At 54.8% G+C, this 12,210-nt stretch carries 9 protein-coding genes and 7 tRNA genes; 13 read left to right on the forward strand and 3 right to left on the reverse strand.

Going from position 1 to position 12,210, the window contains the following annotated elements:
• The first annotated feature begins 768 nt into the window (after positions 1-768).
• The 8 genes from asnB to AQ981_RS10430 all read left to right on the forward strand — a co-directional run bounded on the left by asnB (position 769) and on the right by AQ981_RS10430 (position 3,503).
• Positions 769-2,436: an asparagine synthase B gene (gene asnB / locus AQ981_RS10395; RefSeq protein ID WP_058911690.1), complete on the forward strand. Its 1,668-nt coding sequence runs from the start codon at positions 769-771 to the stop codon at positions 2,434-2,436.
• A gap of 239 nt (positions 2,437-2,675) precedes the next feature.
• Positions 2,676-2,752 (forward strand) — tRNA-Met (locus AQ981_RS10400).
• A 6-nt stretch (positions 2,753-2,758) separates the two neighbouring features.
• A tRNA-Leu gene (locus AQ981_RS10405) sits at positions 2,759-2,843 on the forward strand.
• Positions 2,844-2,895: 52 nt separating this feature from the next.
• Positions 2,896-2,970, forward strand: a tRNA-Gln gene (locus AQ981_RS10410).
• Positions 2,971-3,046: 76 nt separating this feature from the next.
• Positions 3,047-3,121 (forward strand) — tRNA-Gln (locus AQ981_RS10415).
• A gap of 29 nt (positions 3,122-3,150) precedes the next feature.
• Positions 3,151-3,227: transfer RNA gene (locus AQ981_RS10420), tRNA-Met, on the forward strand.
• Between the two features lie 48 nt (positions 3,228-3,275).
• Positions 3,276-3,350: transfer RNA gene (locus tag AQ981_RS10425), tRNA-Gln, on the forward strand.
• 78 nt (positions 3,351-3,428) lie between these two features.
• A tRNA-Gln gene (locus AQ981_RS10430) sits at positions 3,429-3,503 on the forward strand.
• 99 nt (positions 3,504-3,602) lie between these two features.
• On the opposite strand, the gene ubiF is transcribed toward AQ981_RS10430, so the two are convergent.
• A complete protein-coding gene (gene ubiF, locus AQ981_RS10435) occupies positions 3,603-4,778 on the reverse strand; it encodes a 3-demethoxyubiquinol 3-hydroxylase (RefSeq protein ID WP_058911691.1) in 1,176 nt (391 codons plus the stop codon).
• Positions 4,779-4,924: 146 nt separating this feature from the next.
• On the opposite strand from ubiF, the gene miaB reads away from it, so the two are divergent.
• The 5 genes from miaB to lnt all read left to right on the forward strand — a co-directional run bounded on the left by miaB (position 4,925) and on the right by lnt (position 10,598).
• Positions 4,925-6,349, forward strand: a complete 1,425-nt coding sequence (miaB, locus tag AQ981_RS10440) for a tRNA (N6-isopentenyl adenosine(37)-C2)-methylthiotransferase MiaB (RefSeq protein ID WP_058911692.1) — start codon at positions 4,925-4,927, stop codon at positions 6,347-6,349.
• A gap of 193 nt (positions 6,350-6,542) precedes the next feature.
• A complete protein-coding gene (locus AQ981_RS10445) occupies positions 6,543-7,604 on the forward strand; it encodes a PhoH family protein (protein WP_058911693.1) in 1,062 nt (353 codons plus the stop codon).
• On the forward strand, positions 7,601-8,068 hold the full coding sequence (ybeY, locus tag AQ981_RS10450; RefSeq protein WP_058911694.1) for an rRNA maturation RNase YbeY: 468 nt from the start codon (positions 7,601-7,603) through the stop codon (positions 8,066-8,068). Before AQ981_RS10445 ends, ybeY begins: the two co-directional genes overlap by 4 nt.
• Before the next feature lie 103 nt (positions 8,069-8,171).
• Positions 8,172-9,050 (forward strand): CNNM family magnesium/cobalt transport protein CorC, encoded by an 879-nt coding sequence (corC, locus tag AQ981_RS10455; RefSeq protein WP_058911695.1) that lies wholly within the window; start codon positions 8,172-8,174, stop codon positions 9,048-9,050.
• Between the two features lie 6 nt (positions 9,051-9,056).
• The gene (lnt, locus tag AQ981_RS10460; RefSeq protein ID WP_058911696.1) at positions 9,057-10,598 is read left to right on the forward strand and encodes an apolipoprotein N-acyltransferase; all 1,542 of its coding nucleotides are present in this window, start codon (positions 9,057-9,059) and stop codon (positions 10,596-10,598) included.
• 150 nt (positions 10,599-10,748) lie between these two features.
• On the opposite strand, the gene AQ981_RS10465 is transcribed toward lnt, so the two are convergent.
• Together AQ981_RS10465 and AQ981_RS10470 are read right to left on the reverse strand one after the other, a co-directional pair.
• On the reverse strand, positions 10,749-11,225 hold the full coding sequence (locus AQ981_RS10465; protein WP_058911697.1) for a hypothetical protein: 477 nt from the start codon (positions 11,223-11,225) through the stop codon (positions 10,749-10,751).
• Entirely contained in the window at positions 11,225-11,944 is a 720-nt protein-coding gene (locus AQ981_RS10470; RefSeq protein WP_058911698.1) for a winged helix-turn-helix domain-containing protein, read from the reverse strand. Before AQ981_RS10470 ends, AQ981_RS10465 begins: the two co-directional genes overlap by 1 nt.
• Positions 11,945-12,210 lie beyond the last annotated feature (266 nt).

A 12,210-nucleotide genomic window follows, 5' to 3' on the forward strand; every position in this document is an offset into this window, starting at 1 on the left:
ACAGCATCAAAGCAAAAACAAGCACTCATTAACCGGAACCCCCTGTTTCTCAAAAGTTCTGATAACGCCCCCAGCAATCAACATGCCTTTTAAATCCCCGATTTCACCGCGGGGGGGTTGAGTCCGGCTTAAAATCGCCGGCAATTTTTGCGCATGGCCGGGGCAGGCCGGAGGGAACCGGCCTGAGGGTAAGCCGGCACAGGGATGTGCCGTCTTACCCGACCCGAAGCCAGACGCGAAAATTGACGGGTACCGCGCAGCGGCGATTTTACTGCCGGGAGCCCGGAGTGGAGAGGGGGCGGCGGCGAGCCCCCTCTCCCCGTTCACCTGGCGACAAAAACAAAACAAGGTACTGACTTACGGTGAACGGAATTCCTGCCCAGGAAAAAATGACCACGGCAAACGGAATTCATCGCCGCAGGCTAAAAACACCACCCCCTCTCCCCATTCCGCTGAGTACACATAAAGCTCACATCTCATGTGAACGAAACCCATACCACGCCACAGAACAACACCCACCCACCATAACAACCCCCAACCATAACGTCATTCAACAAAACACCCATAAAAATAAACAATCACTAATTATCCAACAAAAAACATAGATAATTTTCATAAATCATCAACTACCATTATTCTTTTTACTTTTCACCAGGCAAAACACTTGCGCTACCCACCCCACTTGCGGCATTTTCTTACCCATAGCGCAGCCAATGCTGCTTCACTACCGCCTTACAACATCACCGCCCAGGTATTACGGAGAAGTTTATGTGTTCAATCTTTGGTGTACTGGATATCAAAACCGACGCAGGGGAATTGCGTAAAAAAGCGCTGGAACTATCGCGCCTGATGCGCCACCGCGGCCCGGACTGGTCAGGCATCTATGCCAGCGATAAAGCCATCCTCGCCCATGAGCGTCTGTCGATCGTCGACGTCAATGCCGGCGCCCAGCCGCTGTATAACGACAAAAAAACCCATGCGCTGGCAGTGAACGGTGAAATCTATAACCACCAGGCGCTGCGCGCCGAATACGGCGACCGCTACCAGTTCCAGACCGGCTCCGACTGCGAAGTCATCCTCGCGCTGTATCAGGAAAAAGGACCAGCCTTCCTTGACGACCTGCAGGGTATGTTCGCCTTTGCCCTCTATGACAGCGAAAAAGACGCTTACCTGATTGGTCGTGACCATATCGGCATTATTCCGCTGTACATGGGCTATGACGAACACGGCAACTTCTATGTCGCTTCCGAAATGAAAGCGCTGGTGCCAGTGTGCCGCACCATCAAAGAATTCCCCCCGGGAAGCTATCTGTGGAGCCAGGATGGCGAAATCCGCCAGTACTATCAGCGCGACTGGTTTGAATACGACGCGGTTAAAGACAATGTCACCGATAAAAACCAGTTGCGCCAGGCGCTGGAAGAGTCCGTAAAATGCCACCTGATGTCCGACGTACCTTATGGGGTATTGCTGTCCGGTGGTCTGGACTCCTCCATTATCTCCGCCATCACCAAAAAATTCGCCGCCCGCCGGGTAGAGGATCAGGAGCGCAGCGAAGCCTGGTGGCCGCAATTACACTCCTTTGCCGTCGGTCTGGAAGGTTCCCCGGATCTGAAAGCCGCCCAGGAAGTGGCCAACCACCTTGGCACCGTACACCATGAAATCCATTTCACGGTCCAGGAAGGGTTGGATGCGATTCGCGATGTGATCTATCACATTGAAACTTATGATGTCACCACCATCCGCGCCTCAACGCCGATGTATCTGATGTCCCGCAAGATCAAAGCGATGGGAATCAAAATGGTGCTGTCCGGGGAAGGCTCCGACGAAGTCTTTGGCGGCTACCTCTATTTCCATAAAGCGCCGGACGCCAAAGAGCTGCATGAAGAGACCGTGCGCAAACTGCAGGCGCTGCATATGTTCGACTGCGCCCGCGCCAACAAAGCGATGTCCGCCTGGGGCGTGGAAGCCCGGGTACCGTTCCTCGATAAAAAATTCCTCGACGTAGCGATGCGTATTAACCCGCAGGATAAAATGTGCGGCAACGGCAAAATGGAAAAACACGTTCTGCGCGAATGTTTCGAATCCTATCTGCCGGCCAGCGTCGCCTGGCGTCAGAAAGAGCAGTTCTCTGACGGGGTTGGCTATAGCTGGATCGATACGCTGAAAGAGGTCGCAGCCCGCCAGGTGACCGACCAGCAACTGGAAACCGCCCACTTCCGCTTCCCGTATAACACCCCGAGCTCCAAAGAAGGCTATCTGTATCGCGAAATCTTTGAAGAGCTATTCCCGGTCCCCAGCGCCGCGGAGTGTGTACCCGGCGGACCGTCGGTCGCCTGCTCTTCCGCGAAAGCTATTGAGTGGGATGAGGCCTTCAAAAGCATGAACGATCCATCAGGTCGCGCCGTCGGCGTTCACCAGTCTGCTTACCAAAAATAAGCCATTTATAACGGGTCCTGCGGGGCCCGTTTTACGCTGTTTTTCCCCGCGTTTTCTGCCCAGGTTTTCACCGCTTAACATTGAGATTTAACCAATAATTGCCGATTATTGAATCAGGCTGTTCGTAAGTCAGTCAAACAGACAATTTCCGCCGCTTTTCGGGAAAAAATGTGTTGACGCTGCCGGGGCGAGTACGCATAATGCGCCCCGCAACGCCGATAAGGTAACGCGAAAAAGATGGCTACGTAGCTCAGCTGGTTAGAGCACATCACTCATAATGATGGGGTCACAGGTTCAAATCCCGTCGTAGCCACCATCTTTTGCGGGAGTGGCGAAATTGGTAGACGCACCAGATTTAGGTTCTGGCGCCGCAAGGTGTGCGAGTTCAAGTCTCGCCTCCCGCACCATTTCCGTTAAGCGTTGTACAGTCTGTACAGTAATGTCTGACTGGTGGCCTGATGGGGTATCGCCAAGCGGTAAGGCAGCGGGTTTTGATCCCGCCATTCCCAGGTTCGAATCCTGGTACCCCAGCCATTTATTTCTTCGACTCACGCCAGTGGCGAAAAGTCGTCGGGGTATCGCAGGTGCGGTGTCCTCAGTAGCAGTTTATTGGGGTATCGCCAAGCGGTAAGGCAGCGGGTTTTGATCCCGCCATCCCCAGGTTCGAATCCTGGTACCCCAGCCAGCTATCATCTGGTTAATGAAATACACTATGGCTACGTAGCTCAGCTGGTTAGAGCACATCACTCATAATGATGGGGTCACAGGTTCAAATCCCGTCGTAGCCACCATATTGCGGTATTGCCATATTACGCTGGCGGTGCCGGGAAAAAATTTGTTGGGGTATCGCCAAGCGGTAAGGCAGTGGATTCTGATTCCACCATTCCGAGGTTCGAATCCTCGTACCCCAGCCAATTTAAAGCATTGACCGTTATCCGGTGAATGTCATGAAGTTTCACCGGGGAAATCGGGTGAAACAGAGAAAAAATTGTTGGGGTATCGCCAAGCGGTAAGGCAGTGGATTCTGATTCCACCATTCCGAGGTTCGAATCCTCGTACCCCAGCCAATATTGAAAAGCCCGCGATGCGGGCTTTTTGCTTTTCTGTTTACCGGAACAGCGGCAACGCTCACCAGACCGCCGCGAAGCGCGGCGGCGGAACGCTCACTACAGCCCCAGCGCATACTTCAGCGCCCGGCGTTTTACCGCCCCGGCGCGCTGCGCCGCCATCAACCCCATATTACGCAGCACCTTAACCGGCCCGAGATCATTGCTGAAACCGGCATAAAACAGATCCATACTGCTCTGCATCAGGAAGTTATCCGCCTGACGACGACGCTGATAGCGCTTCAGCACCGGAGCATCCCACCACGCCTCTTCCTTCTGGCGGGCGCGGCCCAGAACATCCAGCAGCGCATCGACATCCCGATAACCCAGATTCACCCCCTGCCCCGCCAGCGGATGGATGGTATGCGCTGCATCCCCCACCAGCGCCAGTCCCGGCAGGACATATTTCAGCGCATGGCGACGGGTCAGCGGGAAAGCGCCGTGGGCAACCGGAGTGACCGTACCGAGGCGCGACGGGAAGACAGCATGAATTTGCTCACTTAATTGTTCCAGCGACAGCGCCTGCAACTGGCGGATACGCGCCGGCGTGTCATACCAGACCAGAGACGCCCAGTGTTCAAACAGCGGCAAAAACGCGTGCGGACCCGTGGGGGTAAACGCCTGCCAGGTCGCGCTACCCGGTGCTGCGTCACAGCGCACGGTAATCAGCATACAGGCCTGCTGATATTCCCAGGCGTGAATGCCAATGCCGCTCCACTCGCGGATACGCGAATGTGCGCCATCGGCCCCCACCACCAGCGCTGCCCTCAGAGAGCGCCCATCCGCAAAATGCAGTGTACGCCCGCCATCCCCGGCGCTCATCGCCGTCAGCTCCGCCGGACACCACAGCGTCACCTGCGGATGGGCCTCAAGCGCCTGCCACAGGGCACGCTGCAATACCGAATTTTCGACCATAAAACCCAGTTCCGGCAGCGCCAGTTCCCTGGCATCAAACACCACGTGCGCCTGCTGCCACTCCCAGGTTTCCAGCCGCGTATACGGGTGGCAGCGCATCGCCTGCACCTGCGGCCATACGCCAAGCGCCTCAAGCAACCGGACAGAGGCGCAACTGATGGCTGAAATGCGCACATCCGGCTGACTGCCTGGTACAAATGCCGCTGGCGGCGAGTTTTCGATCACTGCGACCTGGAATCCCTGGCGCGCCAGCCCCAGCGCTATTGCCGCTCCCACCATTCCGCCGCCGACAACGGCGACGTCCGTTTGCTGATTTGCCATGACTATTTTCCCTTTAATTCGAATCCGTTAAGTGTACCGGATTTTTAACCCGTTTGATGACTCGCGCTGTCCACTGGTCACGAACCCGCCAAAGCATTACAATACGCGCCCTGCATTCCTGGCTTTAACTGAGCAATGGCAAGTCAATGACGAAAAAACTCCATATCAAAACCTGGGGCTGTCAGATGAACGAATACGATTCATCGAAGATGGCCGATCTGCTGGAAACCACGCACGGCTTCACGCTGACTGACGTGGCGGAAGAAGCAGATGTTCTGCTGCTGAATACCTGTTCGATCCGCGAAAAGGCACAGGAGAAGGTTTTCCATCAGTTAGGTCGCTGGAAAACATTAAAGGATAAAAATCCGGAGCTGATCATCGGCGTCGGCGGCTGCGTAGCGTCTCAGGAAGGAGACCATATCCGCCAGCGCGCCCACTACGTGGATATCATCTTCGGCCCCCAGACCCTGCATCGCCTGCCGGAAATGATCAACCAGGTCAGCGGCGACCGTAGTCCGGTGGTCGATATCAGCTTCCCGGAAATCGAAAAATTCGATCGTCTGCCGGAACCGCGCGCCGAAGGGCCAACGGCATTTGTCTCGATTATGGAAGGCTGTAATAAATACTGCACCTACTGCGTGGTGCCTTATACTCGCGGCGAAGAAGTCAGCCGCCCCGCGGACGATATTATTCTGGAAATCGCCCAACTGGCGGCCCAGGGCGTGCGCGAGGTAAACCTGCTGGGTCAAAACGTTAACGCTTATCGCGGTCCCTCCTGGGATGGCGGCATCTGCAGCTTTGCGGAGTTACTGCGTCTGGTGGCGGCGATTGACGGTATCGACCGCATCCGTTTTACCACCAGCCATCCTATCGAATTTACCGACGACATTATCGAAGTCTATCGCGACACGCCGGAGCTGGTCAGTTTCCTGCATCTGCCGGTACAGAGCGGCGCCGATCGGGTTCTGAATTTGATGGGCCGCACCCACACCGCGCTGGAATATAAAGCGATTATCCGCAAACTGCGCGCCGCGCGCCCGGATATCCAGATTAGCTCCGACTTTATCGTCGGCTTCCCCGGGGAAACCCAGCAGGATTTCGAGCAAACCATGAAGCTTATCGCCGATGTCAATTTCGACATGAGTTTCAGCTTTATCTTCTCCGCCCGTCCGGGTACGCCAGCGGCGGATATGGTCGACGATGTCGCGGAAGAAGAGAAAAAGCAGCGGCTGTATATTTTGCAGGATCGCATTAACCAGCAGGCAATGGCCTGGAGCCGTCGGATGCTAGGCACCGTGCAGCGCATTCTGGTAGAAGGCACATCGCGTAAGAGCATCATGGAGCTTTCCGGACGAACCGAAAATAACCGCGTGGTCAACTTTGAAGGTTCACCGGATATGATTGGCAAATTCGTCGATGTGGAAATTGTCGATGTCTTCGCTAATTCACTGCGCGGTAAAGTGGTTCGCACCGAGGGCGAAATGGGCCTGCGGGTTGTGGAGTCGCCGGCGTCGGTCATTGCCCGTACCCGCAAAGAAGATGAGCTGGGCGTGGGAACATACCAACCCTGATAGCTCCGGCCGGGAGCTGGATCTCAGCCAGACCCGGCCATTTTCACCCGCAGCGCTTGCATTCTGAAGCCATCACCCAAATATCATTCCTGATGCTTGCGCCTTTTTTCCGCGCCGTGAATAATTTTCTCATGGCCCGAATTCAGGCCAGGTTTTCACCGTTACCGGTCCCGAGTGGTGTAAGAGGAACAGTTTGAATATCGAAACCCGTGAATTAACGCTGGAGCCTGCAGACAATGCTCGTCTGCTGAGCCTGTGCGGCCCATTTGATGACAACATCAAACAGCTGGAGCGCCGGTTAGGCATTGAGATTAACCGTCGCGATAACCAATTTAAACTTACCGGCCGCGCCCTGTGCGTTAACGCCGCCGCCGACATTCTGCGCCATCTGTATGTGGATACCGCCCCGCTGCGCGGGCAGATTCAGGATATCGATCCGGAACATATCCACCTGGCGATTAAAGAGTTCCGCGTGCTGGAACAGGCGGCGGACAGCGTGCCGGAATACGGTAAAGCGGTCAATATCAAAACCAAGCGCGGCGTGATTAAGCCGCGCACCCCGAACCAGGCCCAGTATATTGCCAATATTCTGGACCACGATATTACCTTCGGCATTGGTCCGGCGGGGACGGGGAAAACATACCTGGCGGTCGCCGCGGCGGTAGACGCCCTGGAGCGTCAGGACATTCGTCGTATTCTGCTGACCCGTCCGGCGGTTGAGGCAGGCGAAAAGCTCGGCTTCCTGCCCGGCGATCTAAGCCAAAAGGTGGATCCGTACCTGCGCCCGCTGTATGACGCGCTGTTCGAAATGCTCGGCTTTGAGCGGGTGGAAAAACTGATGGAACGCAACGTGATTGAGGTGGCGCCCCTCGCCTATATGCGTGGCCGTACCCTCAACGATGCCTTTATCATTCTGGATGAAAGCCAGAATACCACCATCGAACAGATGAAGATGTTTCTGACCCGTATCGGCTTCAACTCGAAAGCGGTCATTACCGGCGACGTTACCCAGGTTGACCTGCCGCGCAATATGAAATCCGGCCTGCGTCACGCCATTGAAGTGCTGTCTGATGTCGACGAGATCAGCTTCAACTTTTTCCACAGCGAAGACGTGGTGCGCCACCCGGTGGTCGCCCGCATCGTCAATGCCTATGAGGCATGGGAAACCGCCGAGCAAAAGCGTAAAGACGAACTGGCCGCCGAACGTAAACGCGAAGCGCTGGCGCTGTCGGCCAATGGCCAGGAGCCCAAATGAGCCAGGTGATACTTGATTTGCAGATAGCCTGCGAAAACGACCGTGGACTGCCGGAAGAGCGCCAGTTTCAGGCCTGGCTGGACGCCGCGGTGGCGCCGTTTCAGGAGCAAGCCGAGGTAACAGTCCGCCTGGTGGATGAAGCCGAAAGCCACGATTTGAATCTCACTTATCGCGGCAAAGATAAGTCCACCAATGTGCTCTCCTTTCCGTTCGAAGCGCCGCCGGGCATCGAACTGCCGCTGCTTGGCGATCTGGTGATTTGTCGCCAGGTGGTGGAGCGCGAAGCCCTGGAGCAACAAAAGCCTCTGGAGGCGCACTGGGCGCATATGGTGGTGCATGGCAGCCTGCATCTTCTGGGCTATGATCACATTGAAGATGACGAAGCGGAAGAAATGGAGTCACTGGAAACAGAGATAATGCTTGCTCTCGGCTATGACGATCCGTACATTGCCGAGAAAGAGTGATATCCGGGGCAGCCTGCTGCCCGGACATCGAAACGTGCCGCCGTGAAGGGAATGCTATCCGGCGGTGACAGGTAAACTAACATGAGAACCCAATCCAAACGCCATGAGCGACGATAATTCACACAGTAGCGACTCTCTTAACAGTAAGAAGGGCTTTTTCTCCCTGATTCTGAATCAACTGTTCCACGGGGAACCTAAAAACCGCGATGAACTGTTGGCGCTAATTCGTGATTCTGAACAAAACGAGCTTATCGACCAGGACACCCGCGATATGCTCGAAGGGGTAATGGACATCGCCGACCAGCGGGTACGCGATATCATGATCCCCCGCTCCCAGATGATTACCCTGAAACGCAACCAGTCCCTTGATGAATGTCTGGACGTCATTATCGAGTCAGCCCACTCGCGTTTCCCGGTGATCAGCGAAGACAAAGATCATATTGAAGGCATTCTGATGGCCAAAGATCTGCTGCCGTTTATGCGCAGCGATGCCGAGCCATTCAGTATCGACAAGGTACTGCGTACCGCCGTCGTGGTGCCGGAAAGCAAGCGGGTCGACCGCATGCTGAAAGAGTTCCGCTCCCAGCGTTACCACATGGCGATTGTCATCGACGAGTTCGGCGGCGTCTCCGGCCTGGTGACCATTGAAGATATTCTCGAACTGATCGTCGGTGAAATCGAAGACGAATACGACGAAGAAGAGGATATCGACTTCCGCCAGCTCAGCCGCCACACCTGGACTGTACGGGCGCTGGCGCCGATTGAAGATTTCAACGAAGCGTTCGGCACCCATTACAGCGATGAAGAGGTGGACACCATCGGCGGTCTGGTGATGCAGGCCTTCGGGCATCTTCCGGCCCGGGGGGAAACCATCGACATCGATGGTTACCAGTTCAAAGTGGCAATGGCCGACAGCCGACGTATTATTCAGGTTCACGTCAGAATACCGGACGATTCACCGCCGCCTAATCTGGAAGAATAACGCTCTATGGATTTTCCATCCTTGCTTCAACGCCAGCGCGTTCGACTGCTGCTGGCGCTGTTAACCGGTGCCAGCGGAACGCTGGCATTTTCCCCCTATGACTTCTGGCCTGCCGCCCTGCTCTCTCTGGCCGGTTTGCAGGGGCTCACTTTCAACCGCCGCCCGATGCAAAGCGCCTGGATTGGTTTCTTCTGGGGGCTGGGGCTGTTTGGCAGCGGCATTAACTGGGTTTACGTCAGTATCGCAACCTTTGGCGGTATGCCTGGCCCGGTTAACATTTTTCTGGTGGCCCTGCTGGCGGCTTACCTGTCGCTGTATACCGGGCTGTTCGCCGGCCTGCTCTCGCGTCTGGCGCCAGCCCGTACCTGGTGGCGCGTAGCCCTTGCCGCGCCGGCGCTGTGGCAGGTCTGCGAGTTCTTACGCGGCTGGGTGCTTACCGGCTTCCCGTGGCTGCAATTTGGCTATAGCCAGATTGACGGGCCGCTCAAGGGGATGGCACCGGTGATGGGCGTGGAGAGTATTAATTTCCTGCTGATGATCATCAGCGGCCTGCTGGTTCTGGCGCTGGCCGCCCGCCGCTGGCAGCCCGCCGTCATTGCCGTAGCGCTGCTCTGCCTGCCGTGGCCGCTGCGCTATATTCAGTGGTTTCAGCCGCAGAATGATCGCACCATTGATGTGGCTCTGGTACAGGGCAACATCCCCCAGGCGCTGAAGTGGGATGAAAAAGAGCTCCTCAACACTCTGGACATTTATCTGCAAAAAACGCAGCCGGAGCTGGGAAAAGCGCAACTGATCATCTGGCCGGAGTCGGCGATTCCGGATCTTGAGATCAATCAACAGCGTTTCCTTATCAAGCTGGATTCACGACTGCGCTCCCGCAACAGTACGCTGATCACCGGGGTTGTCGATGCGCGGCTGAACCAGAACAATCGCTATAACACTTACAACACCATCATCACCCTCGGAGAGGGATCGCCCTACAGCCATAATTCAACCAACCGCTATAACAAGAATCATCTGGTGCCGTTTGGCGAGTTTGTGCCGCTGGAATCGATTCTCCGGCCGCTGGCGCCGTTTTTTGATCTGCCCATGTCGTCTTTCAGCCGCGGCCCTTATGTACAGCCGCAACTGTCGGCCCACGGGTTTAAGTTAACGGCGGCGATTTGCTACGAGATTATTCTCGGACAGCAGGTACGGGATAACTTCCGCCCGGATACCGACTATCTGCTGACCATCTCGAATGACGCCTGGTTTGGCCACTCCATTGGGCCGTGGCAGCATTTCCAGATGGCGCGGATGCGCGCGCTGGAGCTGGCGCGTCCGCTGCTGCGCAGCACTAACAACGGAGTAACCGCCGTGGTTGACGCCAGCGGTAATGTACAGGCCATGATCCCGCAGTTCACCCGCCAGGTGCTGGAAACCAAAGTGACGCCGACCCGCGGGCTAACGCCCTATGCGCGTTTTGGCGACTGGCCAATATGGGGAATCACCCTGATAGTTGCCGCTGGCGCTGCGGTTGCCGCCTGGCGCCAACGCAAAGCCGCCTGATTGTCGTGCAGGCCAGTCATACGGCTGGCCTTTTTTATCGCCCCCTCCCTCACCACAACCCACCCGCACTTTCCCGGCAAGCATTCTGCCCGGGACAAAGGATATACCGACCAAAGAACAGTTATCCCCTGAGATACCCGCCGGCCATTTTCAATGGAGCCTGGCGCAGACTAAATAGGGGCCGGAGCTAAACGACAACAGCAGATCATCACCGGGCATCGAGTGGAAACTGACAATCCGGTGCGATCCGGCGCTTAGCGCCGAAATATACAGTTTCTCCACCTCCGGCGGCATATCATCGCGCCCGGTCTTCGCCACGCTGGTGACGTGAATGGAATATTCAGCCCCGCCGATCTTCGAATAGGACATGGTCGCTGTCCGGTTAATGACGTAAGTCTTGTTATTGTGATGAAGATCGCCGGAAGCGTTAACAATGCCTTTACCATTGCGGTAAAACGTTATGCGCTGCGACATATTAAGCGCCGTATTATTGGATATATTATCCTCAAAAATCGTCAGCGACGACGAACAGGAAAAACTCAGGTTATAGTGCGTGTAGCGCCATCCCAGCACAGCCAGAGCAGTGATAGCAATCAGGAGGCCGGTATAAATCAGTATTCGTTTCATTAACGGCTCCACTTATAGTAATAAACATTCTGGCAAGTATTACGGCTGTCAGCCCATTCAACGCAGCGGGAAAACAGGACTCTGGCCGGCTTATAAAGATGCAGCGTCTCTTCAACGTAAATATAAAACGAGGTATTTTTAGCACACACTGAATTAGTGGCCGTCATTATTTCCTGAGCCACGGCAAACTCTGAAACATCCGCAATCTCCCCTCTTACTCCTGAAAGGTTATAAACCGGACAGCCCTGTAACTCTCCAATTTTCCGCGGAGCAATATGCACCGGAAGGTTAAAATAATAAAAAAGCCCGCTAACAGCGATCGCTACCGCCACCAGACTGGCGATAACCGGTATGTGGCGGTTTTTGACTTTAACCTTTTTGGCCCAGGTGGTTACTTTTATCTCTTTACTAAAGGTATACCCGGCGCGCGGCACAGTAATAATCACTTCGGTGTCACCAAAATACCGGGCAAACGCTTTACGAAGAAGGCTAATGTATTGGTTAAGCGTATTCGAAGACGATGCAACCCCTTCTTTTTCCCATATTTCATCAAACAAGGTATTACGGGAAACCAGTTCACCATGATGGTTTATAAGATGAAACAGGATTTTATTGGCAATGGTTGTTAGCGTAACGGCATCAGCCTGCCCCTCATTCACCGCGCGTAAGGTCCCATTGAGTGATTCGTAAATCACCTTATCATCTATAAGGAAATTCATACTCCAGCCTTCGTATAGTCACTTTCTTCTACTATAGCATTGCCTGTCCCATGACATCTTACTGGCAGTCAGATACGGACAACGCTCAAATCTAGAATTATAATCTATAAAATAGATTAATTTAAGTTATATAGAATGCAAAATGCGCTGACATCAAATTATAATATTGATGAGAGGGAGGAAAATCTGAAAAATGAGCTCATCCGGGATAAACGGCCTTGAGCCCCCAGTTCAGAAAATGCTTTTTAACACCAGAGAACAATGAG

The sequence above is a fragment of the Entomohabitans teleogrylli genome, assembly GCF_001484765.1.
In the GTDB taxonomy this organism is placed as follows: domain Bacteria; phylum Pseudomonadota; class Gammaproteobacteria; order Enterobacterales; family Enterobacteriaceae; genus Entomohabitans; species Entomohabitans teleogrylli.

Excerpts from the sequence above, each read along its gene's own strand:
- asnB (WP_058911690.1), top strand. The coding sequence starts at position 769 with ATGTGTTCAATCTTTGGTGTACTGGATATCAAAACCGACGCAGGGGAA.
- AQ981_RS10465 (WP_058911697.1), bottom strand. The coding sequence starts at position 11,225 with ATGAAACGAATACTGATTTATACCGGCCTCCTGATTGCTATCACTGCT.
- miaB (WP_058911692.1), top strand. The coding sequence starts at position 4,925 with ATGACGAAAAAACTCCATATCAAAACCTGGGGCTGTCAGATGAACGAA.
- ybeY (WP_058911694.1), top strand. The coding sequence starts at position 7,601 with ATGAGCCAGGTGATACTTGATTTGCAGATAGCCTGCGAAAACGACCGT.
- ubiF (WP_058911691.1), bottom strand. The coding sequence starts at position 4,778 with ATGGCAAATCAGCAAACGGACGTCGCCGTTGTCGGCGGCGGAATGGTG.
- AQ981_RS10470 (WP_058911698.1), bottom strand. The coding sequence starts at position 11,944 with ATGAATTTCCTTATAGATGATAAGGTGATTTACGAATCACTCAATGGG.
- lnt (WP_058911696.1), top strand. The coding sequence starts at position 9,057 with ATGGATTTTCCATCCTTGCTTCAACGCCAGCGCGTTCGACTGCTGCTG.
- corC (WP_058911695.1), top strand. The coding sequence starts at position 8,172 with ATGAGCGACGATAATTCACACAGTAGCGACTCTCTTAACAGTAAGAAG.